This is a genomic window from Roseburia sp. OM03-7AC (assembly GCF_003462625.1).
Lineage (GTDB): Bacteria > Bacillota > Clostridia > Lachnospirales > Lachnospiraceae > Roseburia_C > Roseburia_C amylophila.
On the sequence record NZ_QTZJ01000001.1, the window covers coordinates 1 to 26,212 of the forward strand.

Here is a 26,212-nt window from a genome sequence, read left to right on the forward strand (position 1 = left end):
TCCCTGATACTGACCGGAGGAATGGCAGCAAATGCAGCAGTAAGTGCAGGAACATCCATCGGCAGGGCAGTAGTAACAGAGTATGCAAAGCAGGGACTGACGGTGGCAGCGAGCAGCTATGTGGACAAGAGAATGACAGAAGCAACCAACAGTCCACTGGCAGGCTTTGTAGTTGGATCACTAACCGGAATGGCAACATATGGAACGCTCAGTGAGACAGAGCTGGAAGTAGTAAATAATGTAAAAAGACCGCAGCAGTTGGGAAATGTTGGGGAGAGTGGTACTTCTTTAACAAAGAGACCATCTTGGAGACAAGCTGAATTAGATGCAGCAAAAGATTTCCCAGATTATTTAGAACAAAAATCATTCATAAAGGGAAAGGAAGTTCCATATGGAACAAAAGGAAGTGTTAGACCGGACTTGTATAAGGATGGATTCAGTATAGATGTAAAGAATTATCAAATTGAAACTGCATCTGGTAGAAGCAACTTGGCAAGAAATATTGAAAAACAATATTATCAAAGAATAGGTAATTTACCAGAGGGAACAGAACAGTCAGTATTAATTGATATACGAGGTCAAAATATATCGCAAAATAATCTTAATGCTTTATATAATGATATTGTGGAACGAACAAGTAATGGAATAAAAGTGAGATTTAAGGAAAGTTAAAGGAGTATATGATATGGCAGTTGGATTTAAAGTTGGTTTTTTATGGTATCAAATAGGTAGTGGAGATTTTTTACATTGTTTTTTTTCGACAGTTGCTGTAAATTTAGAGAATAATAGTTGGGGAAGTAGATTTCCGCTGATAATGAATCAATTGTATCAGGGAAGTCTTGAGAGTGAAAATGTAAGTAAAGCGTTAATAGAATTGAATACAATTAAAGAAGAATTAAGGAAAATATCACCTAATAAAGTAATTTGGGATATAGATGATATTAAAAAACTGCCACCATGGGGCGATAATATTAGTAAGGACATAACTGATTTATCAAATTATTTTGTGACGAGTGATGGTGAAGATTTTTTAACATTGTTTAAACATGCCTTAGAGAAAAGTCAGGAGTTAGGATTACCAATAGAGATAGAGTCGTTATAGATGAAAATGGTTTTATAAGTAACAAAACTATCAGAAAACTTGATTAATATAAAATTCAGATGGTTATAATAGACAGGCAATTAGAAAATGATATGTAAAAAATGTAAAGGAAAAATGAAATGAAGTATCGAAGGTGCTACGCAAGGCTGGAGATAGGTTTGGCGGTTCACCAAATTTGGATAATATAGTATCTCAATCAAAAGATGTTAATTTGAGTCAATATAAGAAAATAGAAAATCAATGGGCAAAAGCTATAAGCGAGGGAAAAAAGTAAAGGTAGATGTTAAGGTTAAAACGCATTGTTTTCAGGAAAGATTGATATTATGAGAACGATGCGTTTTGCTTATCTGGAATTATATTGTAATTTTGGTCTCCTTGATAGTGAGTGGTGTGATAAAGTTCGAGAATTAAAAAATGAACATTACAATAGATTGGAAATAGAAGAATGATAGGAAATGAAGAGTTTTTGCAGTTGCGAGAGGTGGGTTAGGCGATTTCATCATTTATGATGCAGATGTTCAATTAAAAAATCAGTTGAATGAGAAATATAATGACGAAGTAAAAAGAGTTTGGAACATTATGAAAGACTATATTTAATATTGACTTCGTATAAGAATATCTGAAATCACAACGGAATATAGTTCCTGCTCTTGCTGTGTAAACTTCAAATAATCAGCATCCTGCATGTCAAAGGAAGATGCCCAGAAATATCTTGATTTTCTTGAGAATGGAAGCAAGGAAGGGCTCACAGAGGCAGAAATAAGAGGAATCGGAAAGGTAGACGAAGCACTTGCATTAAAGAAAGTAAACCCGGAGGAGCTGTTGGAACTTAGAAAACAGCAGCTGGGGAATGTAGGGGAGAGTGGTAGAAAGACTAATTTTGATAATGAAATACCTAGAAGTGGGGCTGAATGGAATGAATATTTAAAGGAAAAGTATGGTGCAGATAATGTACATTGGAATATTAATTCTGTTGATGATATTTTTAGGGATCCAACACGTTTGAAAGGATATTGCTGATGAATTGCAGAAGGTTCTTGGAAATGATTGGACAAGAGGTGTATATGGAAGCAATGGTGGCGGTTGGAAATTAATGAATGGTGATGTTTCTATATTTTATCATCCAGGCGGAGGCAAACATGGAGGTTCATATTATGGAATATCATCTGGGGCTACTGGAAAAATAAAGGTAGTAAATCCTGAAACTTATATCCCGCTGAAAGGTGATAGAGCAACTATAATTTATGATTAGAGGTATTGAGATGATAATTTCATTAGAAGAAAGATATGAAAACTTTAAAAAAACAATTCAAGAATGTGGAAGTTATTTGTTGACAGAAAGTGATGATACAATTAAACATAATCTATTTGAGGAATTTTCGATAGATGCGATTAGTTTTCTACATGAAGATACATTAAATCTTCTTTTGGATGAAGGTATGATTAATGATGATATACTAGAAAAAAGCATAGAGTTAAGAAATTCATTTATACAATTAGAAAAAAATGTAGAGTTGCTTAGTGTAGAAGCGGTAAGAACAGTTGAAGAATGGAAAAGATTATTAAGAACATCGGATGAAATAAGAAAGTTACTTTATTGGTAAGGTGATTAATTTTCTAGGTGAAAAGCTAGTTAATAACTGTGCAGAAGTATTTGCAACTAATAATGCATTGTTAGGTGGAGCCGATATTGATAATATATTTTTAAATACAAGAAATTTTGGAGTGAAGAATATGATCCACTTTGTGATAATTGTAAAATAACTTTTGAGAATTTTAAGTTGCAAAAAAATAAATAGGATATTATGTAGAAACAATCGGTAATATCACAGACGAAGCAGTACAAAAATATATAAAAGAGCAAGCAGAGGAATCGAGAAAAGAAGATTCAAGAAGTACCGCTTTATAGCGGACCAGTAAAAATGATTGCGACACCGCCCTTTTGGGCGAGCGGTAACATAGCTCTTTGGAGGGCTTATAACAAACCATCAGTTGAACTGGTGGTTGCTGACTTAGAAAAATAACGAAATAAAAAACGAAATAGCAGCGGTATTTAAAAACGAATTAAATTTTATTTGGTACACAATCGAATGGTGGAGGTAGTAAGGCATATTAATGTGCATATAAGTGTAAGAAATAGTAACAGGAATAACATTTACAGAATAGGAATGGCATCATTATGCTGATAAAATTAGATACCAATGTTTATACATCAAAGGTAAATTCTTTTTCAACGGTATCCGGTGAGGTAGAAGGAAAATAGCTTACAGTTCCGAATTTAAATGTATCAATGGACGCCATGACAGCGTACCGGGCGGGCTTTTCACAGTTAATTGGTCTGATGAGTTATTATTAGAGCCTCCTGACGCAGGATGTCGGGAAGCTTTTCACACTGCGTGATGAACTGGTTGATGCAGAAGCTTCTTTGATGAAAATGATAAAGACAAAATAGGGAGAGTGGAGAAAGTTATGGGATTTCAGGTAAAATATGAAGAAATTACCAGCATTCGGGAACTGATTCTGGCACAGATTGACTGGTGGATAGAACAGATAGATGCGGTAAGAAGAGTATTGTAGAGATTGCTATCATGTCGGAGATGCATGGAGGGACAGGAGGAGAACATTCAGGGAGCAAGATCAGACTTTGATGTGGTAGCAGAGGAAGTGGCGGATATTGAGAGAGAACTATCTGCTTATCTTGATGTGGGCAGATTTTCTACAACCTGTATGGAAAGCTGCTTTGACAATGCGCTTGCCGGAGTGCAGAATGTCCGCACACAGATAGGGGAATATGAAGAGGCACACAGCCATGCAGATATGTATCCCATCGATATGATGGCAGGCTATCTTCGCAGTATTATTGGTGGACAGTTAGGTGGCAGTAGTGCTACAATCAGTGCATATGATGCATCGGTTGTGAATGCAACAGAGTCTTTTCAACTGGCACAGATGATGGATGGAATGTTAAGTACATATCTCGAACAGGTGAAGGACAGGGTAAACTCCTGTGAGGAGTTCTATGAACTGCAGCAACAGCAGTGGCAGGAATCTATCCGGCTGAGAACAGAAGAAGGCATTGTGAAGACGATTGCCGGAGTCGGAACCATGATTCTGGGAGGAATGCTTGTCGTAGCAACCTGTGGTATGGCACTTCCACTGGTGACAACCGTTGGAGTTGTAGCAATTGGATTAGGCACAGCTTCATATGGATGTGCAAATGCAGTAGAAGGAAGTCAGGATATATATGCGGGAGTGACAGGAGACCCAAGGCTGGTATCGGTTAATCCAATCCGTGATACAGTATTTGCCAGTAATCCGGACCTCTATTATTTAATAGGAAATGTTTTGACAATCGCTGCTTCTCTGATACTGACAGGAGGAATGGCGGCTAATGCAGCAGTAAGTGCAGGAACATCCATCGGCAGGGCAGTAGTGACAGAGTATGTCAAGCAGGGACTGACAATGGCAGCCAGCAGCTATGTGGAAAAGAGCATGACAGAAGCAACCAACAGTCCACTGGCAGGCTTTGTAGTTGGTTCATTAACCGGAATAGCAACATATGGAACGCTCAGTGAGGCAGAGCTGGAAGTAGTAAATAACGTAAAAAGACCGCAGCAGTTGGGAAATGTAGGGGAGAGTGGTATAGACTTTGTATACGATATTGTAAAGGGGGTAGAGAATGGAGATGTTCCATTAAGTAATAACATTCAAAAAGGTAATTATGGTGAGATGAAGATGGATGTGTATTTTAAAAGTCAAGGATACGAGAGAATAAGTCTCGATAGAGTGACCGATTTGAATACTCCAACGCATCATGGAATTGATGGAGTATATTATAATCCAGATGGTCATCCACCATACATAATTGGAGAGGCAAAGTATGGTAGCTCAAGGTTGTCAATACTGGCTGATGGAACTCCACAGATGAGTGATAAATGGATAATTGATAGATTAGAAAATGCTGTTGGTGAAGAGATTGCCAATGATATTAAAATGGAAATGATTTTAAATCCAGATAATGTAGGTTCTACATTGGTTCATGTCTCATCAGATGGTGGAATTGATATAACAGAATTAATTGATGGAATCAAACAATAGGAGAATGAAAAATGAGAGATAGAATGAAAGATGAACATTATTTTAACACTTTAATCCAAAAGGAAAGAAAATATATAATAATGTTCGAAGATGCCGTAAAAAAAACAGCTCTTGAAAAAGGAGAATTAGATAGAAGTACTCGTAATGGATATAGTATTTTAATTAATTCCTATGAAAAAGAAATCAATTTATTATATTCTTCAGGAGAAAATTTGGAAACGATTGAAGAATGTTACAAAAAATTATTGTTTTATTATAGCAAGATGTGGGACAGAAAATATGGCTATATTGAGTTGGTAAAAGTGCTTTCATTGGGAGTATTGTTCAAAGTTAATAGGAGTGACATATTTGAATTAGAGCAGAGGCTTATATCTGAAAAGTTTGATGACTATTTAGTCAATTTCTTGATTAAAGAAATTGATTCTACTTGGGAGAGAGAAGGAGTTGAGTTTGAATTTGAAGTATACGAATGCTTAAAAAAAATTTTGGATAATGATGAAATAATAGCTTGTGAAGCATTGAAAGAGTATTTACAGGAAAAATGGTACGAAATACATAGGGAATGTGCTTGGTATGATAGTCATAAATCAAGCAAAAATGTGTATTATGGGTATTGGAGTTTTGAAGCAGGTGCTATTGCTAAAATACTAAATCTGGATGATAGTAGCTTAAAGGATGTACCATATTATCCCTATGACTTGGTTCACTATAAAAAATAAAATTTATTATGGTTGTACAAGACAGTTTCAACTTTTGTGTAAATCATATAGTGAAATAATTAATATAGTTGGTATTATTCTGAGTATTGCCCCAATCCAAAGACAGGTGCTATATCTAAAACGAAGGGTAGAGGGCATGGACAAGCCAATATTGAGTTTTTAGAAACTAATGGACTGGAATACAATATTTCCAGATGCTACGTCGCAACCATAAAATATAAGGAGAAATTTCCTGATTTGGACATAACAAAAGATATCGATTTGGCAGAAGAGTATATTTCCGGGAGCATTACCCAGCCAGAAAGTATCTAAAGGGTAAGACCGTGGAAGATTTGTGTAAGGAATTTGTTCCAGTAAGCGATAATAAATGTTCTATAAAGATTTGCGGAACAAGTCCCCGTATGTTGGAGTTGCTAGTAAAATTTTGCCGAGGTGGGAATACGAAACAAGCCTTTCTGGATGTAAAGCTGTTCCTGCGAAAACTCAGGAGATACCTTGCCAAGCAGATTGATATTACTGCTGGTATGAACCTATATTTTTTCGGTTGAGATAATGAGTATGGAAGACTTTTTATGTGGGTTGTTAAGTAAGGAGATAGTATGTCCTATTTTTCCTGATGATTTCATTTTAGAATAAATTATTATGAAACAATATAATTTTAATTATGTGAGAGTAATAATTTTTTGATATTTTCCTTAACGCTTTAAAACACCCATGTTACAATGGTATGCAACAGATGGAATATGGGGATGAAAATTTCTCATTCTACCTAAACAAAAACACATAATAGGAGAGGTTCCGTAGCTGCTATGGGCTATGGTGCATCTCCTATTTTTCTGTTACAGGGCAATCCAGATGATACAGGTATCATCAAAGGGTATACCAAGACATTCAGCTTTTCGAGCGTATTATGAGAAACGTAAAGCAGAATGTAAATCTAGCCAGCATTGATTTGTATATCCCAACGTTTAATCGGTGTTATTTATGGGATGTTAAAGAACAGTACGGAGTACCGTATGCCGATAGTGGGAAATGATGGTGGAGATAGGTAGAGAAAATAGCAAATATGTGGTAAAATTTTAGGCAGATGCAATGGTCAGCAGAAAGACAAATTGATGTTGGTGAGGTAATAGATACTCTTAAAAGCAGAGGTTTTTTATTAACTGATAAAAATATATATTTCTTAAAAAAATATGGATTATTAGAATTTGAATTGGAAAATAGAATGAATTATTTAAAGATACAGTTCATAAAAATTTTAATCCATTAAAAGCAATTGGAAAAAATCTGTATAAAGAAAGTTTAAAATATTTAGAAGATGAATATCATCATTTGTTAGCATTACAAGAAAAAATTAATACATATATATCTTTTCTTGAAGAAAAACAGTATAATGAGATATACAAAGAGGATGATATAGAGTATGGAATTATTGAAATTCATTTTTTGTATAATATTACATCGAATGCAGAGAAGTTTTTACAGTCGGTTCAAAATGTAGTCGCAGAGCTTGGCATTAAAATATAGTATTCTATTTCAGGAGAATAAATTATGAAACTTGATAAAAATCAACAGAAATTGTTAATTAGTTCAATACGTACAATTGTAAAGAAAAAGGGGTATAGAATAAGGGATAATAGTATTTATACAACTCGGGAAAATGCATATATATTTTGTGATTTTCTTATTGTTAATTCTCAGAAAATGATATATCGGATGTATATTAAAGAATATGACTATGATAATATTTTCTGGAAAATCATGCAAATGGAAGATAATGCGAAGCATAGTGATTCTTTAAGAGCATGTGGAGCATTTAGGGCACCGTCCGTATTATTGAAAAAGGGTGAAATGGAGCTTACAAATCAGTATGATGAACAAGCAGAATACCTTGTAGGGTTATTAGATGAGTATAGTCATAAGTTTATGCAGAATTATAATATTGATGAATACATAATTCATGAAGAAAATGATGTGGACGATAAAATATTGGAGTGTTTAGCATATTTGCATATGGGAAAAACGAAAGAAGCTATAGAAATAGCACAAGATTCGATTGCAAAGGGGGATGAGGGGGAATATAAAAATGAAGGAAAAACTTTTTTTGAATGGCTTTTATTAGAAGTGTAGAATATTTAATTTTCGCAACTTTTGTTACAGTGTAGATTATTACTAATTAGGATTTTAAAATATTTAAATATAAGGGAGGAAAAGCAATGAAAAAAGTGTTTGAAGATTATTTTTCAGAAATACAGGCGGATATGGTGGCAATATGCCTGTAATATGTGGAAAAAAGAGCAGAGAGGATTTATATTTATTGTTCTTGCGAAAAAGGTATGCTATCAAGTGGTTTCTTTTTTTAAGTTAATGGTAAAATTGTAAAGAAGAATCGGCTAAATGATGTTATAGTAGAGGGGCAAAAAGAATACGATGTTTCGATACCTAGACAATCGCAAGCAGTTAATATTATTAATGATGATATCGTGGCTCTCAAAAAGGTATGTCAGGAACATCAAAAGGAAATGCCAACGCAGATTAAACTGGTATATGATGTTGCAGCTAATAGATTAAATGCAGATTATAAATATGACATAATATTTAGCAATGATAAAAAGAAGACCGCATATGATGTTTTAGAAGAATGGTATCAGTTAGAAAAAAGTAAAGAGGAATAATTCTGGAAAGTTGGCACGGAAAAATGGACAATCCTCTTGATCCCCAAAGATATTGTAAACTGTTTTCCATTGTTGTAAGTCAATACAAGAATAAAACATTTATATATGCTACTGATAAAGAGGAAGTGTTTATGAAATGGTATGATGAAATAGCACACCGGAATTAAAAAATATTTTGATAGAGAGAGTATTTGTTAAACCAAAATGGTGAATACAGATACTCTTTTTTGTGCTGGAAATAAGGAGTCTATCCATTTATTTAATTATATTATTACAAATTTGGGGGAGGTTCCCCCTCTTGCATTAGAAAAATTATTAGCATTTTCGAATGGCGTTAATTATGCGTTAAATGGAAAGAGATTATTATTAGAGGAGTGTCAGGCATGAATGCATGCATGTTATCGAAGCTTACTGCTGATGAAATAAAAGCAATAGATTTAGTAATTAAAACATTTGGAGTTTATTCACCAAAAACACTTGAATTAATCAGTCATTCGCAAGCCCCCTGGATTGAAAAAAGAATTGCATATAAAGATGATGAGCCGGGGAATGAAGTAATAGATGAAACATCTTTAAAAAAATATTTTGTGGATAAGCAACTGAATACAGAAGAAAAAATAGTTTCGTATATTATGGCTACGTTAAAGATATAGTTTGAATCCCACCCCTTGACACCCATAGTATAATAAGAAGAAAACCAAGGATGAGAGGATGATAATTATGAGGCGTTCCAGACAGATGTCGGAATCAATAGAACTTGGAATCGTGCTGGCGTTGGCTGGAGGATTTATGGATGCATATTCCTATATGTGCAGGGATGGAGTATTTGCTAATGCGCAGACGGGAAATATGTTATTGCTCGGAATCAATTTATCGGAGAGAAACTGGGGAATGGCATTGCATTATCTGTTCCCGGTGCTGGCTTTTGCAATCGGAATAGCATTGGCAGATGTGGTGCGGATGCACGCAAAAGATAAGAGCCTGTTTCACTGGCGGCAGCTTTCTGTATTGTGTGAAGCACTGGTACTATTTGTGGTATGCTTTTTTCCACAGAGCATGAATCTGGCAGCCAACAGTCTGACTTCACTGGCATGTGGCATACAGGTGGAGAGCTTCCGGAAGATTCATGGAAACGGAATTGCAACCACGATGTGCATCGGAAACTTAAGAAGCGGGACACAGAACTGGTGTGACTATCATTATACGAAGAATAAAGAATCCGCATTTAAGGGAATGCTGTATTATGGCATTATCCTGATGTTTATAATAGGGGCGATTATTGGAAATGCTTTTGTGAAATTACTGGCAGAAAAGGCAATTCTGATATGTGCAGCCGTGTTGTTCATGGCATTCATTATGATGTTTGTAGACAAAGAAAAAGCTTTGGAGCAGTAGTATTACTGCTTCAAAGCTTTTTTGATTGCGGTAAAGCTTTCTTTACTGATAACATGTTCCATTTTGCATGCATCTTCTGTTGCGATTTCCTTTGGCACACCAAGACTTACTAACCAGGTAGAAAGAAATTCATGACGTTCATAAATCATTTCTGCAATTTCACGACCGGAGTCGGTAAGATAGATGAAGCCGGAATCGGTTACCGTAATATGATTCTTTTCTCTTAAATTCTTCATTGCAATGCTGACACTGGATTTCTTAAAGCCAAGTTCATTGGCAATATCTACAGAACGAACCACAGGAAGCTTTTTGCTCAGCATAAGAATAGTCTCAAGATAATTTTCTGCTGATTCATTTGTTGCCATATAACAACACCCCCATTAACGTTTTTTCTATAATAATACATGAATTTAGGTAAGTATAACATATTAAGCCGAACATATCAAATCATAAAGTGAATCTAAAAAATGTTTCTTAATGATAAAAATTTCTCAAAAACGTTCTTGACAACTAATGGTAGTTAGAATATACTAACCAATGAAATGAGAAAAAATTAACAATAGCACAATAGAAAAGAGGAGAGTATGATGCCTTTATCTATGGTAAAAGAAGGAGAGCCGAACGTAATTAAGAAGGTCGGTGGTAAAGAAGAAACAAGAAGATTTCTTGAGAACCTTGGCTTTGTTGCCGGTGGTACAGTAACAGTAGTATCTGAGGTAAATGGAAATATGATTGTAAATGTCAAAGAATCCAGAGTAGCAATTGGAAAAGACATGGCAAATAAGATTATGGTGTAACAGCCAGAAGGAGGAAATTATGAAGACATTAAAAGAAGTAGCCTGCGGTCAGACCGTAAAGGTGAAAAAGCTGTCCGGAGAGGGACCGGTAAAGAGACGTATCATGGACATGGGTATTACCAAGGGCGTGGACGTTTATGTAAGAAAGGTTGCTCCACTCGGTGATCCGGTAGAGGTGACAGTTCGTGGCTATGAGCTTTCTCTTCGTAAAGCAGATGCAGAAATGATTGAAGTAGAATAAATTTTTTTTGCATATAGGTTAGTAAATGCTAACATAAGGAATGCTAAGCTAACATTGAAACAGCCCGACTAACAAAAGAAATATCGGACTAACAGCATAGAAAGGCTCTATGCAGGAAATTCAAAAATGATAAAAGAAAGAAGAAAAGAGGAGTAAAAAAGATGGCGATTAAAATTGCATTAGCAGGAAATCCCAACAGTGGAAAAACCACATTATTTAATGCTCTGACAGGTTCTAACCAGTTCGTAGGTAACTGGCCGGGCGTAACTGTAGAGAAAAAAGAAGGAAAGTTAAAAGGTCATAAGGATGTAACAATCATGGACTTACCAGGTATCTATTCCTTATCACCATATACACTGGAAGAAGTTGTTGCAAGAAACTACCTGATTAACGAACGTCCGGATGCAATCTTAAATATTGTAGATGGAACAAATATTGAAAGAAACCTTTATCTTTCTACACAGTTAATGGAACTGGGAATTCCGGTTATCATGGCTGTAAACATGATGGACTTGGTAAAGAAATCCGGAGACCAGATACATATCGACAAGCTTTCTAAAAAATTAGGATGCGAAGTAGTTGAGATTTCTGCATTAAAAGGAACCGGAATCATGGCTGCAGCAGAGAAGGCAATCGAAGCTGCAAAACAGAAAGCCGGAGCTCCGGTACATGAGTTCTCGAAAGAAGCGGAGGACATCATCCGCAAAGCAGAAGAAAAATTAGGAAGTGACATTCCGGAAGAACAGAAACGTTTCTTCGCAATCAAACTTCTTGAGAAAGATGATAAGATTGCAGAGCAGATGAAACAGAAAGCAGATGTATCTGCAGAAATCAAAGAAATGGAAGATGTATTTGATGATGATACCGAAAGTATTATCACAAATGAAAGATATGTATATATTTCAAGCATTATTGGTGAGTGTATTACCAAGAATGGCAAGAAAGCACTTTCTACTTCCGATAAGATTGACCGTATCGTAACAAACCGCTGGCTGGCACTGCCAATCTTCGCAGTAGTTATGTGGATTGTATATTATGTATCTGTAACAACAGTAGGTTCCATTTTAACAGACTGGACCAATGATACTCTCTTTGGTGAGTGGATTATCCCGGCAGCACAGAACTTCTTTGAAAATATCGGATGTGCAGACTGGCTGACAGGTCTTATCGTAGATGGTATTATCTCCGGTGTTGGTGCGGTTCTCGGATTCGTACCGCAGATGCTGGTATTATTTATCTTCCTGGCATTCTTAGAGTCCTGCGGTTATATGGCTCGTGTCGCATTTATCATGGACCGTATCTTCCGTAAATTCGGTCTTTCCGGAAAATCATTTATCCCGATGTTAATCGGTAGTGGTTGTGGTGTTCCTGGAGTTATGGCATCCAGAACCATTGAAAATGACAGAGACCGTAAGATGACAATCATGACAACAACATTTATCCCATGTGGAGCAAAACTTCCAATCATTGCATTGATCGCAGGTGCATTATTTGATGGAGCTTCCTGGGTAGCACCAAGTGCATATTTCGTTGGTATCGCAGCAATCATCTGCTCCGGTATTATCTTAAAGAAAACAAAGATGTTCGCTGGAGATCCGGCACCATTCGTTATGGAGTTACCGGCATATCACTGGCCAACAGTTGGAAATGTATTAAGAAGCATGTGGGAGAGAGGCTGGTCCTTTATTAAGAAGGCTGGTACCATCATCCTCTTATCAACTATCGTAGTCTGGTTCTTAATGAACTTTGGATGGACAGACGGAAGCTTCGGAATGTTAAGCTTCGACGGACTGGAAGGAACCGCTCTGGAAGCAGCTCAGGCAGAATGTATCTTAGCTAAGATTGGTAATGCAGTTGCATGGATTTTCGCACCTCTTGGATGGGGCAACTGGAAGATGACCGTTGCAGCAATTACCGGATTAATCGCAAAAGAGAACGTAGTAGGAACAATCGGACAGTTATTCGGATTTGCAGAAGTTGCAGAAGACGGAGCGGAAATCTGGGGTAACCTTGCAAGCAGCATGACTGCACTTGCAGCATATTCTTACTTAGTATTCAACTTACTGTGTGCACCATGTTTCGCAGCAATGGGAGCAATCAAACGTGAGATGAACAATACAAAATGGTTCTGGTTCGCAATCGGATATCAGTGCATTCTTGCATATGTTGTATCCTTATGTATCTTCCAGATTGGTTCTTTGATTACAGCAGGAACATTTGGTGTTGGAACAGTAGTAGCATTCCTTTTAATCATCGGATTCATTTATCTTCTGTTCCGTCCTTATAAGGAAAGCCAGACCTTAAATGTAACAGTAAAAGCAAAATAATTCGCCATAACAGAAAGGAGTGATTACGGTGGGTACAGTTATTGTAGGAGCTGTAGTTGTAGCAATCGTTGCACTTATAATTCGAAGCATGGTTAAAGACAAAAAGGCAGGAAAATCACTGCAGTGTGGTGTGAACTGCAAGCACTGTGATGGACATTGCCATTAATCTAGATTGGAGGCAGGCATGACGCAGACGACACAGACCAGAGACAAGATAATTAAGATGCTGAAAGACCGGGGATGCCGGATGACAAAGCAGCGTCGTATCCTTTTGGATATTATCTTAGAAGATAACTGCTCCAGTTGTAAGGAAATTTATTACAGAGCGTCCAAGAAAGACAAAAGCATTGGAACAGCAACCGTATACCGTATGCTCAATGCATTGGAAGAGATTGGCGCAGTTACAAGAAAAAATATAATCGTAGTAAATCTGGATGACAAGGCAGAAGAAGCATAGCCCTCGTATCCGAAAAAATTTAAACAATGTAGACAATGTAGAAGAAAAGCCCGGAGCAATCCGGGCTTTTCATGTTGAACTTTTACATAAACTGCGTCATCATATCACTGGAATAGACCACGCTGAGAAGAACCACAGCAATGGCAGAAAGGATAATTCCTATGATGGAAGTAATCATTCCGGCAGTAGCCATAGAGTTATTATATGGCTTGGCTTTCTTGGAAAGAATTGCTGCAAAAATGCCCACAATACCAAGCCCAATCAGATAGCCGATGCAGGAAAGTACCAGACTGATAATGCCAAGAACAAGAGATACAATGGAAAGCATCTTAGCTTCGTGTTCATCATCATAAATCGGAACGTTGTTGTAGAGCATCTCTAAGCGGATGCGTCTGGATTTACGCAGCATGACAAACATCGGAATCGCCAGCATGATAAATGACAGGGAATTAATTGCGGAGAAAGTATTGATCTGGGACACAATATTTCCAGCATCGAAAATTCCGGTGGAAAGCAGGCTGGCAAAATCAACAAGGGCATGGAAAATGACAAGCATCCAGAAATTGCGGGTAGATGCATATATCGTACAGAATAAAATACCCATCAAAGCAGCAGAGATAACCTGAATCAGCGCACTTGTAAATTTCACTCCGGAAAGGATATTTACAAAATGCATCAGACCAAAGAGGACGCCGCCTAAAACAATGGCACCGGTAATTCCTTTTCTTGTTTTTGGAAAACTGTTCAGTAACAGATTAAAAATGACACCTCGGAAGACCAGTTCTTCTACCAGTCCAACCAGAAAAATAGCAACTATATAGAATATAATTTCCAAAGCAGGTCTTACATTTCCAACTTTTGACATACCGCAAAGATAAATCTGTGCAATAAGGCTGAACAGACAGTAAACCACAAAGAAACCGCCGGTATATAAACTTCTGAGCCAGCCGGCAACATTTTCCGTAAAGATGCGGGTATAACCAATCACAAGGGTTATAATCAGGAAAACAATCAGAATGATAAATTCTGCGATTGCCTGAAGCAGGTAGTCGTTTTGTTCATTTAATCCCGGAATTTTTCCTAAAACAAAGCCAAGCCCCAACAATAACCCGGTAAAAAGAATAACCGCTACAATAGACAGCACAATTCCAACGGGTGCTGACAGATTTTTAAATTTTTCTTTCATTGTAAAATACCTCTCCTTAGTAAATGAATCAAATATGCGTCCATTATAGCATATATTTCCGGAAGTACATAATGAAATGTAAAAGTTATATAATTCGCTTTTGTGAAAATTATACAAATACAATAGTGTGTTTTATCTAAAATGCTAATTGACAGAAAAAAGTAAAATGTTTAAGCTATTAAGTGATTGTTGAGTAAACAATGGGAGTGTGGGCTATGAAAATAACACTTACATCTTTTATAGAATAAGGAAGTTCATATATGTCGGAATTCTCCGGCAAGTATCCCAAATAATTTATAAAACAATTTAATATAACATAATTGCAAAAATAAGTTGGGAGGATTGCCTGTAAAAAACAGGCAGTTCTTCTGATAAAAGAGGAGCTTAAACATGAAGAAAAGTAATGTGGCAGGGTTAATTGTTATAGCATTATTTGTAATCGGAATAGCTGTTGCATTGATGCAGTATAAAAGAGAACAGACATATTCGGATGAACAGAAAAATGTTCTGGCGTCAGAAAAAGTAGTATTGAGTGCAGATGAGAATTTGTTTGGAATGACAACAACAGATGCACCGGAAAATTATGATATTATCAAGGATTATTATGAGAATTATGATAACGCAGGATTGGAAAAGTATGTTATTCCAATTGCGTTTATGGATGAAGAATCATACATATTTGGAATAAGAGAAACAAAGTATTGCCAGTATGTTTATATAGATGATAGTCAGGATATAGTAGTAGAAATGACTAAGGAGCAAAGGGAAAAATGGATAAGTAAGTTAAAAGAAAAAATAGATGATATATTACAGCAACAAAAAGAAAGTAAAGTATACAATTTTAATTTTGAGAAAGATTATAAAACTTTGCAAATTGATGTTACAAAAGAAGTATTAGACCAAGAGAAAATGACTTCTTTTATGTCTTATCTTACAGCATTGTTATATCATTCGGAGATATATCAGGTCCTTAATGGAAATACAGATTGGGCAGTTCAGGTTATTACAGAGGATTGGGACACCGGAAAAGAATTAATTAATATAGAATATCCGGATGAAGGATTCCGTTTATCGGATGAAAATTGGGAAAATATATAAATTGCTTAGTATGATATTAAGAATGTTTTGATATAAGAGGAAAGAAAAATATGACGAGAGATTTTTCGCCAGGGGCAAAAGAACTGTTAATGCAAATTTTTTCAGATGTGCAGCAGGTTGATACCAGATATATCGGAACAGTTGCAGGACTGGTAACAGCAGGAAATGCAATAATTACATATTTTACAGATTTAGCAGATAATATTAATCCGAATGGTGGAAATCTTGATATAGAAAAATTAAGAACAACACTGGAGGCTGACAGGGAACGATTAGACCAGATGCAGCAGAGTGTTGTAAGAAATTTAATGAAAGATGGAAAGGCAGAAGAAGCAGCAGAGTATATTATTTCCGTTTCAAGATTAAATCTGACGTATGATGAATTTGAAGCACTTTCTAAAAAGGAGCAATTAGAGTATATAAACCGTATTGCAGCATGGGTACTATCAATCATTCCGGAAGTAGAATTAGAGGATGGATTATATGAGGTTACAGTTCCACTAGGGGTAGATATGACGGCAACCTATTGTGTCAGCGTGAAGGGAACAACAAATTTTGGAAACCAATCAACGATTAACTTTGCAATAGAGAAACAACAGATAATGCTACAGTCTTTTAAAATATCAAGTGAATATTTGTTTGATAATAAACTTTCAGTAGCAGGAGAATTGAGCGAAGATGGTGAGGCTTCAGTTTCAATTATTGCAACCGAAGGAAATATGGAAGTGTCATTAGGACATGGTATATCACTAGGAACATCAAGTGTGAAGTATGAAATTGAAAAAACTCTTGAAGATAATGTAAAAGTAGCTTCATCTATTGAAGTAAAAAAAGCAAACAATACAGAAATGCCAGAATGGGAGGCAATTCCAATAACGGTAAAAGAAACAGCTATGGAAAGGAATCCTATACCAGAACATGAGTATCAGATAGATGGAGAAAAGGTTCGCGATTTAGCTATAGTTTTAGGAATAGCATATGGCTTGTATTTTTTGACAAAATGGGCAGTTGCAGTGGCATTTATGGCACCCACGGGTGGAGCGTCAATAATGGGGGCTTTGGTAGCTCCATAAGGATTAGGAAAAGAAAAATGAAAAAGAAAAACATAGTAAGAATAATCATTATAGTATTATTTGTAATCGGAATAGCTGCAGCGCTGATGCAGTATAAAAGAGAACAGACAGCATTGGAACAGCCAAAGGTTGGGGAAGAACCGGAGACAGTAGTATTAAGTACGGATGAGAATCCGTTCGGAGTAGAAATAAAAAAGATAAATGAAAATTATGACCTGACAAGGGATTATTATAAAAATTACGATGATACAGGATTGGAAGAATTTAAAATAACAGGGATTTTTACAAATGAAAGAGAATATATCGTAGAATTGCGGAAATCAGGATATTGCAAGTATGCCTGGCTAGATGAAGAAGAGCAAGTAGTATATATTGAGATGACTCAAAAGCAAAAAGAAGAATGGATTGACAGAGCCATAGATGAAATTGATAAAGAGTTGAATTCACTGGAAAGCGAAGAGCTATATAAATTTACAGTTGAAGATGATTATACAGTTATCAAGTTGGATATAGACCAAAGTGCATTGATTGATGAAATGGGAGAAGCACTAATAGTATTAATTTATGATTCTGAACTATATCAGATTTTTAATGGCAATGAGAATTGGTCGATTCATATTATGGTAAATGATATGGAGACACAGAAAGAGATGATGAATATTCAATTTCCAAAAGAAAAATTTCGTCTATCACCAGATATGTGGGAAAAAGTAAAAACAAACGAATGATAAGGAACATATATTTTGAAAATATAGAAGGAAAAGAAAAATGAAAAAGAAAAACATAGTAGGGATAATTATTATAGCATTATTTGTAATCGGAATAGCTGCAGCATTGATGCAGTATAAAAGGGAACAGACAGCATTGGAACAGCCAGAGGTCAGGGAAGAACCGGAGACAGTAGTATTAAGTGCGGATGAGAATCCGTTCGGAGTAGAGATAAAAAAGATAAATGAAAATTATGATCTGACAAAAAATTATTATAAAAATTATGATAATAATGGATTGGAGAAATTTGTTATACCTAATATTGCAATAGATGAAAGGACATATATTGCCGAGTTAAGGGAATCAGGATATTGTCAATATGGTTATATAGATGAGGAAGATAATATAATAGCAGAAATGACAGAGCAGCAGAAAGAAGATTGGATTGGCAATACAGAGGCGGTTATTCATAAAACAGTATTATCGGCTGATGGAGAAGATTTGTATAAATTTGCTGTATCAGAGAATTATACGATGATTGAAGCTGATGTATCAATTAATGCACATGCTACGAAAGTTATGGATAATATAATGCGTTTGCTGGAGGAGATTGAAATATATCAGATACTTAATGGAAACGATAATTGGACAGTTAATATAGTGACAAAAGATTTTGAAACGGGGCGAGAACTTTCTAATATCAATTTCCCTAAGGAAGAATGGAATTTGTCAGCAGAAATGTGGGATGAATAAAATAAAATGCAGTAACAGAATAATCTTAGTTTATTAAAGATAAGCGAAAGGTTTGAAATATAACAATTATATACTTTAGAAGGAAAAGAAGAATGAAAAAGAAAAACATAGTAGGAATAATCATTATAGTATTATTTGTAATCGGAATAGCTGCAGCGCTGATGCAGTATAAAAGAGAACAGACAGCATTGGAACAGCCAAAGGTTGGGGAAGAACCGGAGACAGTAGTATTAAGTGCGGATGAGAATCCGTTCGGAGTAGAGATAAAAAAGATAAATGAAAATTATGATCTGACAAAAAATTATTATAAAAATTATGATAATAAGGGATTGGAGAAATTTGTTATACCTAATATTGCAATAGATGAAAGGACATATATTGCCGAGTTAAGGGAATCAGGATATTGTCAATATGGTTATATAGATGAGGGAGATAATATAATAGCAGAAATGACAGAGCAGCAGAAAGAAGATTGGCTTAATTATACAGTAAATGATATCAATAGAATTATAGGACAAGGTGAAGAAGGTTTTTATAGTTTTAAATTTACTCGTAACTATGAAGAACTTCAATTGGAAATTTCAAAAGAAATACTAAATGGAAAAACAACAACACATACAGCACTCGTTATGTCATTGATATATGATTCTGAAATATATCAGGTATTGAATGGAAAAACAGATTGGGCAATACACATTGTTGGAAAAGATTTAGAAACAGGTGGTGAATTAATGAATATAAATTTCCCGGAAGAGGGATATCATATATCTATTGAAAATTGGGACAATATGTAAAATGGTAATTATTTTATACAAAAGATAGGAAAGTGAAGATACATAATAATGAAAAAGAAAAATGTAGTGGGGATAATCATTATAGCATTGTTTGCAATTGGAATAGTGGCTGCACTGATAGTATATAAAAAGATGCAGATGGTGCCGGAAAAATCACAGGTCGGGGAAGAACCGGAGACAGTAGTATTAAGTGCAGATGAGAATCCGTTTGGAATAGAGATAAAAAAGATAAATGAAGACTATGATTTGACAAGAAATTATTATAAAGATTATGACAATACAGGACTACAAAAGTATATCATTCCAGTTATTTTTACAGATAAAAGGACGTATATTGCCGAGATGAGAGAATCCGGATATTGCCAATATGGATATGAAAGTAAAGAAGAGGGACTGGTTGCAGAGATAACAGAGCAGCAGCGAAAAAATTGGCTGGAATTGACAGAAAAAGATATGAAACGGGTAATAGAGCAAAGTCAGGATGAAGAGCTATATCGTTTTAATATTAGTGATGATTGTAAAACGCTATATATGGAAGTGTCAAAAGAAATATTAAACCATCAAAATATCGCCACGATACATTCGGGTTTACTTATGACATTAACATATGATTCAGAAATATATCAGGTGCTGAATGGAAACAAAGACTGGTCATTACAGATTATCGTAACTGATATGGAAACAGGAAAGGAATTGGAAAATATAAAATTCCCAGATGAGGATTATAACTTATCAATTGAAACCTGGGACAACTTGTAAAAATAGGTGGAGTATCAATAGCAACTTCAGTGGTATTATCATAAGAAAGTGGAGAAAATAAGAATGAAGAAGAAAAACATAGCAGGAATTATAGTAATAGCCATATTGGTAATAGGAATTGTGGCAGCACTTGTAATACATAAAAGGGTGCAGACAGTACCGGAAAAAACAGAAACAGGAGAAGAAGAGGATACAATTATATTAAGTGCAGATGAAAATCCGTTTGGAATGGAAATAAAAAAAATAAATGAAAATTATGATTTGACGAAGAATTATTACAAAAATTACGATAACACAGGATTACAGAAATTTGAAATTACAGCTATATATACGAATGCAACAGATTTTATAAAAGAAATACGTGGAGCAACTGAGTATTGCCAGTATATATATTTGGATGAAGAAAAGAACATTATTATAGAGTTGAATGAAAAACAAAAGGAAAAATGGATAAAGAAAGCCGAAGAAAATATTAGTAATGAATTAGAAAAAACAGATGAAGATGAATTGTATAAAATATCGGTTTCGGATGATTATACCGAAGTTAATTGTCAGGTAGCTCAGAAGGCAAACGGACTTACATTTACGGCAGAACTAATGATTATATTTTTTAATTTAGAAATGTATCAGATATTAAATGGGAATGCAGAGTGGTCAATTCATGTTGTTGCAAAGGATTTATCTACAGGAGGAGAGTTGGTAAACATTGATTATCCGAAAGAGGTGTTTTCTATAACAGAAGAAACCTGGGACAACCTGTAAAAAATGAAATTGAATGGGAGAGAAAAATATGATGAGAGATTTTTCACCAGGGGCAAAAGAACTGTTAATGCAATATGTTGATGATGTTATTGCTTCCGGTGTATGGGAAACAATTGGGAATGGAAAAGGAGAGTTTAATTAGGCGGGACAGGACTGGTTGAGCAAACTTGGTATTTCAGACTATTTGGATAATATGGAAGGATATTATCAGAATATTATAAGCAAGCATTCTACAACAAAAGAAGAGATTGAGCAAATTTTTTCAGATGTACAGCAAGTTGATACCAGATATATCGGAACAGTTGCCGGACTGGTAACGGCAGGAAATGCAATAATTACATATTTTACAGACTTAGCAGATAATATTAATCCGAATGGTGGAAATCTTGATATAGAAAAATTAAGAACAACACTGGAGGCTGACAGGGAACGATTAGACCAAATGCAGCAGAGTGTTGTAAGAAATTTAATTAAAGATGGAAAGGCAGAAGAAGCGAGGAGGTCTACGGATTTGACGAATTTGGTAATGATATCAGGACGGCAAAAGATATCTTTAAAGATTCTTTACAAAGCTTCGGATTTACCGGTTATCAGATGGACAGCGTTGGTGTACTATACTTTGCACAGGCAAGACGATATGATGCTGGAGTTGGCAGATTTATCAGTGAAGACTTTATAAAGGGACATATTGCTGCACCATATACAATGAACCATTATAACTATTGCTGGAACAGACCGTTGGATTTGGTTGATTTGAATGGAATGGCACCAGTAATGAATATAGTAGACGAGTTTAATAATATAGGAAAAAGTAAGTCGGAAGAAAAAAGCTTGATAGATTTTCCTGACGAATTTTTGGGTGGAATGAACAAAGAGGAGAATTCAATTCCAGAGGAGTATGATATTAAGAAAATATTAGAAATCCCGATGAATGAAATCAATGAGCAGGAAAAAGCAAGTAATAATGATAATGAGAGTAATAATACGAATAAAAATGCTGATAGTGAAAAAGATATTCCAATTGGTGTGCTGGGATTATCAGGAAGTATTGGGGCTGGAGCATATATGAGTGGAAGTGTGCAAGTTGTGTGGGATTTAAATGGTAATATTGCATTACAGGTTTCTGGTGGAACTGGAGCAGAAATCGGTCAATCCGGAAATGGAAGTATTTTTTTTGGGGTGTACAAGGCACAGGCAATAAGTGAATTGAATGGTTATGGGTTAGAGGAAGGTGGAACAATAGGTGAAGGTTTAATCATTGGCGGAGGCGCATGGCAAGCGTGTGATGATAATGGAGATGTAAAACATAATGGAGGATATATAAGTGTTGGACTAGGGGAAGAGGGTACTTTGGCATCTGGTCATGTAACTATGTCTAACACTTGGACAGTCTGTTCAGGTAATATATTTGAATGGTGGAATAGTTTGTGGGAAGGAGAAGAACAAGGATGCTTAGAATAAAAAACAGGAAAGAGCAACTCATGAAAAGATTTCGTTGTTTTTCAATAGAAATAGCAATTTTTTGGACAATTATTTTAATATATACTTTAATAAGTAAACATTATGTGCAGTATTATCAGATACATTTGTCACAGGTTGCTGCAAGCATACCGAAGGAATATATGAATAGTGAAGAGTCTGAGCGTTACAAAACGGATAATGAATTTCTGATACAATCAAAGGAAAACACCTATATGATTTATGGAATTGAATTGTCCAATGTTGATGAAAGCAGCTTGATAACTTTCCTGGATGAAGAGGATTTAAAAAAGTTAAAGTCAGCAAATTCATTCAGTCAGATATTAGAGGGAATCCAGGATGGAGTAGGATTCCTGTGGGGAGATGTGACCGCAGGAAATACGGAGAAACCATCTTATATAATTTATTATTTCTCTTCGGTAGAAAAAGGGCAGGATGAAGATTATCAGGTATACATTATGTTTTATATAAAGGGAGACTTGAAATATATGGAGATATGTATAATGGATGAAGAGCATGCTTTATCAGAAAAACAGAAAGAACATATGGAATTGTTTACCAGATGATGTTAAAAGGTGACTTGGTCAGTTGCAGACTTCAATATGGAGATGAGGCTATGGTGAAAAAGGGCAAAGCAATTTTAAAACAAACAGGAGCAGGAATTTTTTCATATGTTTTGTTCTGTTTAGGTGGAGCATATGAGAGTTATTATCGTGGAGCCAATATGGGCTTTACAGCATGTATAGCAGTGTGTGTAATAGCTTTTATTATTTTGGGGGCAGTAGTTTCATTTATAAGAAAAGAATATGATTATAGAAAATACAATGCACATATATGTTTATTTATTTCGCTGGGACTTTTGATACAAATAATGGTGCAGGGAAATTTGCCGCCTGAAAAAAGCACAGCAATTTGTATTATAAGTTATGTGATTTCTATAATATTGGGAATTTGGGGGGCATTATTAACAACTGGAAAAATAGTAATAAAAAATAAAAATGTAAGAAGTACGTTAAAAATTATAGAAACAATGAGTTTATTTTTATTAACGTGTTTGTGTGTGGTAGGAAGACGATTTTTTGGACGCAGAGGAGCAGTATTATTCAATGCATTAGGAAAACAAAAAAGTTCAGTATTTTTTTGGTGTTGTATTATGATTGTAATGATGGTTGCAGCATTTATAAGTGCATTTGTAAAAGTAGATATAATTGTGAGACCAGACTTTTATAAATCCAGAAATGAAAATAGTAATTAAAACATTACTTTTATAGAATGGGGGAAAAAAGATGGTAAAGAGTAAAAGAAGAGCAAAGGTAGTTATAAGTATTATTGTTCTTATTTTTATAGTATTAGTTATATTTCTTAAAATGAAATACGGTACATATGGATTACATGATTTTAATTGTTTTTTCCGTCAAAGCAAACAGGAAATTTTAGAAAAAGAAGGTGACCCTGTTAGCAGAGAAAAACTATATGGAAACTGCGAGGATATTAAATTTGAAGATATAGAATATACCTTTATTGGAAATTATATGGAAAGTGTTAGAATTACGGATCCTGATATTCGATTTGGAATACTGCAAATTGGGGTAGGCTCATCAAAAAAAGAAGTTATGCTGGCATATGGATTAAAGGAAACTTTAAGTAATGAGGAAGAAAACGAATATGCGGTTCAAAATGGTATTTATTCAACATCATTCTATTTTGATGAAAATGACAGAGTATATAAAATTGCATGTGGAACAGGAGTATAGCGCGGAATGAATTCAAGGGAGAAGAACAAGGATGTTTAGAGTGAAATATATGGAGATATGTATAATGGATGAAGAGCATGCTTTATCAGAAAAACAGAAAGAACATATGGAATTGTTTACCCGCTGATAAAGAAAAATGCAAATACATTAGGACAAGCGGCAAGGGGATGAATGGAGATGGCAACATATTATGCTTTTGTTATTTATTGTATGGAAGTGATTGCTCTTTTAGGATGGATAATAATTTTATGTAAAGCCAATGGCGGAATTATATTTGAAGTGCAAACTTTTCGAAATAGTCAAAAAGAGATAGAGGTATCACCAAGAGGAGTCAGAATTTTTTCTAAGTGGGTTGGAGGAATATCCGGGATAATTATGATTGGCATTTTGGGAAAGGTGATTATGCCGGACATTCTATGGATACCGAATATATTGAAAGAAAAGTCTGCTGCAATGCCAAAAGAATCTGCTATGCTTACGGGAGTGATATTTTCGAATTATAAAGGAAAAATAGCATTTATTTGGATAGTAATTATTATTATGTTATTTGTTATGATAGAAAAAAGGGTGTTACGAACATTAACAAAAAGAGTGAAGGAAAAGAAAGAGTATACCGAAATCTATTTATGGGGAAGGGAATACTCAATTTTGCTTTTGCTGCAGGCATTTGTAACATCTGTATGTTTGCTTATATTGGTAGGCTGCCTTACAGGGGGCTATACAAAATCTGTTGAGAAAATATGGAAAGTTTCTGTATGGGTTGCGTATGTTCTGGTATTCATTAACGGAATGTATGCACACCAGAAATTATTCATTTTTAAGAATGGAATTGTTACATATCATAAGTATCGAAAAGAAAATTTTGGTATAAAAGAAGATTTGGAAATTGTTATAGAAAAAAGTAATAGAGTACAAGTCAAATTTAAGGGGAAAGAAATATCGATATTAGAATGTACAGCAAATTCAAAAAGAGAATTAGTAAATGTGCAGGAAATGCTGTTGGCAAGCAGAAAAGAGCGTATAGAAGAAATTGGAACAGATGCGAAAGTGGCTGCAGAAAAGGAGAATGATACAGTTGATGAAACGAAAAAGCCAGAGCGAAAAATAGATTTTACTAGTCTCCCAAATAACGGCAAAGTGCAAGTAGCAAAAGAGCGATTTATGATATACGAAGAAAAAAACAATAAGAAGATACTTTATTTATGTAAGGGAACTGAGAATTGGTATATAAAGAGTGCAAAATGGAGTATAGAGAGTAATGGTAATACTTTAAATATTAAGAAAAAAATTACATTTGCTCAAGCATTCTATATCTCCTTTATGACAGGTTATATTATAATTGCGGTATTGGCAATGATGTTGGGGATAGTTGCACTTTTTAGTCAGGATATGGTTTTTACGGAGAAAGCATTATTTGTTTGTATGGCTTTAGTAATGGATTCTTTGTGTATTTTTTTATGCTATATAGTGAATAAGACTTTTAATATAGAGCCTATTAAGTATCTATATAAATATTTGGACGATATTCAAAGGGAGTATAAAGGTGTATAAATTCAAGGGAGAAAAATTAAGCAATGCAGAACAGATATATTATTATGTTAATAATTACAACAATTGTAATGATTTTAGCATGTAGAGTGAGAAACTGTGATGAGAGATTTAGGAGAATAGTGATTAATGGGAAAATAAGGAATTTGTTTCTATTTCCAGTAGCAGTTTACAATCAAACGACAATTTTTTCCATGGTTGTTTGTGTGAGTTATGAAATGCTAATTGGTGTGGCATTATTTTCTATCTATTTGCTTAATGCAAAAGCATCAACGGTATGCTTTTTTTGGGGAGCTTTTCAAATATTTTTTGCATGTGTGGCTGCGACAGTGGAATGCTTTGCAGAGTGGAAAAAACAAGAAGAAATGAAAGAAAAAATCAAATACTTTATATTATCCATTTGTTTTATGATTGCATCCATTGCTTATTTAGTAATGGAAATTTGTGAATATTTAGAGCCGGTAAACTGAAAAATTGCATGCGGAGA

Annotated in this window: 33 protein-coding genes and 2 pseudogenes; 33 read left to right on the top strand and 2 right to left on the bottom strand. The window is 34.9% G+C overall.

Features of this window, described 5'->3' with window-relative positions; all coding sequences use genetic code 11:
* From DXB39_RS14695 to DXB39_RS00075, 14 genes and pseudogenes are all read left to right on the top strand, one after another.
* Nucleotides 1–672, top strand: a 672-nt coding sequence (locus tag DXB39_RS14695; protein ID WP_199535103.1) for a hypothetical protein, incomplete at its 5' end; no start/stop codon positions are given.
* A 13-nt stretch (nt 673–685) separates the two neighbouring features.
* A complete protein-coding gene (locus tag DXB39_RS00010) occupies nt 686–1,102 on the top strand; it encodes an immunity 70 family protein (RefSeq protein WP_117842384.1) in 417 nt (138 codons plus the stop codon).
* Nucleotides 1,103–1,235: 133 nt separating this feature from the next.
* On the top strand, nt 1,236–1,376 hold the full coding sequence (locus DXB39_RS15305) for a DNA/RNA non-specific endonuclease (RefSeq protein ID WP_442969660.1): 141 nt from the start codon (nt 1,236–1,238) through the stop codon (nt 1,374–1,376).
* A gap of 410 nt (nt 1,377–1,786) precedes the next feature.
* Entirely contained in the window at nt 1,787–2,122 is a 336-nt protein-coding gene (locus tag DXB39_RS00020) for a hypothetical protein (RefSeq protein ID WP_117842385.1), read from the top strand.
* 4 nt (nt 2,123–2,126) lie between these two features.
* The gene (locus DXB39_RS00025; RefSeq protein ID WP_117842386.1) at nt 2,127–2,354 is read left to right on the top strand and encodes a hypothetical protein; all 228 of its coding nucleotides are present in this window, start codon (nt 2,127–2,129) and stop codon (nt 2,352–2,354) included.
* Between the two features lie 10 nt (nt 2,355–2,364).
* Nucleotides 2,365–2,706: a hypothetical protein gene (locus tag DXB39_RS00030; RefSeq protein WP_118544594.1), complete on the top strand. Its 342-nt coding sequence runs from the start codon at nt 2,365–2,367 to the stop codon at nt 2,704–2,706.
* Between the two features lie 194 nt (nt 2,707–2,900).
* Nucleotides 2,901–3,011, top strand: a pseudogene (locus DXB39_RS15310) (IS200/IS605 family transposase); the annotation flags it as partial.
* A gap of 692 nt (nt 3,012–3,703) precedes the next feature.
* Nucleotides 3,704–5,200, top strand: coding sequence for a hypothetical protein (locus DXB39_RS00035; protein WP_117901593.1), 1,497 nt, complete (start codon nt 3,704–3,706; stop codon nt 5,198–5,200).
* Nucleotides 5,201–5,211: 11 nt separating this feature from the next.
* Nucleotides 5,212–5,919, top strand: a complete 708-nt coding sequence (locus DXB39_RS14855; RefSeq protein ID WP_117901594.1) for a PoNi-like cognate immunity protein — start codon at nt 5,212–5,214, stop codon at nt 5,917–5,919.
* Nucleotides 5,920–7,206: 1,287 nt separating this feature from the next.
* Nucleotides 7,207–7,446 (top strand): DUF6572 domain-containing protein, encoded by a 240-nt coding sequence (locus DXB39_RS15235; RefSeq protein WP_334294233.1) that lies wholly within the window; start codon nt 7,207–7,209, stop codon nt 7,444–7,446.
* Between the two features lie 24 nt (nt 7,447–7,470).
* On the top strand, nt 7,471–8,049 hold the full coding sequence (locus DXB39_RS00060) for a hypothetical protein (protein ID WP_199535090.1): 579 nt from the start codon (nt 7,471–7,473) through the stop codon (nt 8,047–8,049).
* 392 nt (nt 8,050–8,441) lie between these two features.
* Complete coding sequence (locus DXB39_RS14705) at nt 8,442–8,594, top strand: hypothetical protein (RefSeq protein WP_158565924.1); 153 nt, start codon at nt 8,442–8,444, stop codon at nt 8,592–8,594.
* A 383-nt stretch (nt 8,595–8,977) separates the two neighbouring features.
* On the top strand, nt 8,978–9,247 hold the full coding sequence (locus DXB39_RS00070; protein ID WP_117842060.1) for a type II toxin-antitoxin system antitoxin SocA domain-containing protein: 270 nt from the start codon (nt 8,978–8,980) through the stop codon (nt 9,245–9,247).
* Between the two features lie 67 nt (nt 9,248–9,314).
* On the top strand, nt 9,315–9,989 hold the full coding sequence (locus DXB39_RS00075) for a YoaK family protein (protein WP_117842059.1): 675 nt from the start codon (nt 9,315–9,317) through the stop codon (nt 9,987–9,989).
* A 2-nt stretch (nt 9,990–9,991) separates the two neighbouring features.
* Here DXB39_RS00075 and DXB39_RS00080 read toward each other — a convergent pair whose 3' ends face one another.
* Nucleotides 9,992–10,354 (bottom strand): metal-dependent transcriptional regulator, encoded by a 363-nt coding sequence (locus tag DXB39_RS00080; RefSeq protein WP_117842058.1) that lies wholly within the window; start codon nt 10,352–10,354, stop codon nt 9,992–9,994.
* A gap of 219 nt (nt 10,355–10,573) precedes the next feature.
* On the opposite strand from DXB39_RS00080, the gene DXB39_RS00085 reads away from it, so the two are divergent.
* From DXB39_RS00085 to DXB39_RS00105, 5 genes are all read left to right on the top strand, one after another.
* Nucleotides 10,574–10,786 carry a FeoA family protein gene (locus DXB39_RS00085; RefSeq protein WP_117699278.1) on the top strand — a complete coding sequence of 71 codons (213 nt, stop codon included), beginning with the start codon at nt 10,574–10,576 and terminating at the stop codon, nt 10,784–10,786.
* A gap of 19 nt (nt 10,787–10,805) precedes the next feature.
* The gene (locus DXB39_RS00090) at nt 10,806–11,027 is read left to right on the top strand and encodes a FeoA family protein (RefSeq protein WP_022242378.1); all 222 of its coding nucleotides are present in this window, start codon (nt 10,806–10,808) and stop codon (nt 11,025–11,027) included.
* Nucleotides 11,028–11,188: 161 nt separating this feature from the next.
* Nucleotides 11,189–13,354: a ferrous iron transport protein B gene (feoB, locus tag DXB39_RS00095; RefSeq protein WP_117842057.1), complete on the top strand. Its 2,166-nt coding sequence runs from the start codon at nt 11,189–11,191 to the stop codon at nt 13,352–13,354.
* A gap of 28 nt (nt 13,355–13,382) precedes the next feature.
* On the top strand, nt 13,383–13,520 hold the full coding sequence (locus tag DXB39_RS00100) for a FeoB-associated Cys-rich membrane protein (protein ID WP_117842056.1): 138 nt from the start codon (nt 13,383–13,385) through the stop codon (nt 13,518–13,520).
* Nucleotides 13,521–13,538: 18 nt separating this feature from the next.
* Nucleotides 13,539–13,811: a Fur family transcriptional regulator gene (locus DXB39_RS00105; RefSeq protein WP_117842055.1), complete on the top strand. Its 273-nt coding sequence runs from the start codon at nt 13,539–13,541 to the stop codon at nt 13,809–13,811.
* Between the two features lie 82 nt (nt 13,812–13,893).
* Here the strand turns inward: DXB39_RS00105 and DXB39_RS00110 are convergent, their stop codons facing one another.
* The gene (locus tag DXB39_RS00110) at nt 13,894–14,997 is read right to left on the bottom strand and encodes a CPBP family glutamic-type intramembrane protease (protein ID WP_117842054.1); all 1,104 of its coding nucleotides are present in this window, start codon (nt 14,995–14,997) and stop codon (nt 13,894–13,896) included.
* Between the two features lie 390 nt (nt 14,998–15,387).
* Here DXB39_RS00110 and DXB39_RS00115 point away from each other — a divergent pair, with 390 nt between their 5' ends.
* From DXB39_RS00115 to DXB39_RS00175, 14 genes and pseudogenes are all read left to right on the top strand, one after another.
* Complete coding sequence (locus tag DXB39_RS00115) at nt 15,388–16,095, top strand: hypothetical protein (RefSeq protein WP_117842053.1); 708 nt, start codon at nt 15,388–15,390, stop codon at nt 16,093–16,095.
* A 50-nt stretch (nt 16,096–16,145) separates the two neighbouring features.
* Nucleotides 16,146–17,168 carry a hypothetical protein gene (locus DXB39_RS00120; RefSeq protein WP_117842052.1) on the top strand — a complete coding sequence of 341 codons (1,023 nt, stop codon included), beginning with the start codon at nt 16,146–16,148 and terminating at the stop codon, nt 17,166–17,168.
* Nucleotides 17,169–17,185: 17 nt separating this feature from the next.
* A complete protein-coding gene (locus DXB39_RS00125; RefSeq protein ID WP_117842051.1) occupies nt 17,186–17,896 on the top strand; it encodes a hypothetical protein in 711 nt (236 codons plus the stop codon).
* 40 nt (nt 17,897–17,936) lie between these two features.
* Complete coding sequence (locus tag DXB39_RS00130; RefSeq protein ID WP_117901595.1) at nt 17,937–18,629, top strand: hypothetical protein; 693 nt, start codon at nt 17,937–17,939, stop codon at nt 18,627–18,629.
* Nucleotides 18,630–18,721: 92 nt separating this feature from the next.
* Complete coding sequence (locus DXB39_RS00135) at nt 18,722–19,423, top strand: hypothetical protein (RefSeq protein ID WP_117901596.1); 702 nt, start codon at nt 18,722–18,724, stop codon at nt 19,421–19,423.
* Nucleotides 19,424–19,471: 48 nt separating this feature from the next.
* On the top strand, nt 19,472–20,182 hold the full coding sequence (locus DXB39_RS00140) for a hypothetical protein (RefSeq protein ID WP_117842048.1): 711 nt from the start codon (nt 19,472–19,474) through the stop codon (nt 20,180–20,182).
* Between the two features lie 63 nt (nt 20,183–20,245).
* Nucleotides 20,246–20,944, top strand: a complete 699-nt coding sequence (locus tag DXB39_RS00145; RefSeq protein ID WP_117842047.1) for a hypothetical protein — start codon at nt 20,246–20,248, stop codon at nt 20,942–20,944.
* 549 nt (nt 20,945–21,493) lie between these two features.
* Nucleotides 21,494–21,649: pseudogene (locus DXB39_RS15315) on the top strand (RHS repeat-associated core domain-containing protein); the annotation flags it as partial.
* Between the two features lie 33 nt (nt 21,650–21,682).
* Complete coding sequence (locus tag DXB39_RS00150) at nt 21,683–22,405, top strand: hypothetical protein (RefSeq protein WP_243006036.1); 723 nt, start codon at nt 21,683–21,685, stop codon at nt 22,403–22,405.
* A 161-nt stretch (nt 22,406–22,566) separates the two neighbouring features.
* A complete protein-coding gene (locus DXB39_RS00155; RefSeq protein WP_147339152.1) occupies nt 22,567–22,989 on the top strand; it encodes a hypothetical protein in 423 nt (140 codons plus the stop codon).
* 50 nt (nt 22,990–23,039) lie between these two features.
* A complete protein-coding gene (locus tag DXB39_RS00160) occupies nt 23,040–23,678 on the top strand; it encodes a hypothetical protein (protein WP_117842044.1) in 639 nt (212 codons plus the stop codon).
* A 31-nt stretch (nt 23,679–23,709) separates the two neighbouring features.
* On the top strand, nt 23,710–24,177 hold the full coding sequence (locus DXB39_RS00165; protein ID WP_117842043.1) for a hypothetical protein: 468 nt from the start codon (nt 23,710–23,712) through the stop codon (nt 24,175–24,177).
* Between the two features lie 177 nt (nt 24,178–24,354).
* On the top strand, nt 24,355–25,728 hold the full coding sequence (locus DXB39_RS00170; protein WP_117842042.1) for a hypothetical protein: 1,374 nt from the start codon (nt 24,355–24,357) through the stop codon (nt 25,726–25,728).
* Nucleotides 25,729–25,751: 23 nt separating this feature from the next.
* Nucleotides 25,752–26,195: a hypothetical protein gene (locus tag DXB39_RS00175; RefSeq protein ID WP_117842041.1), complete on the top strand. Its 444-nt coding sequence runs from the start codon at nt 25,752–25,754 to the stop codon at nt 26,193–26,195.
* The last annotated feature ends 17 nt before the right edge of the window (nt 26,196–26,212 follow it).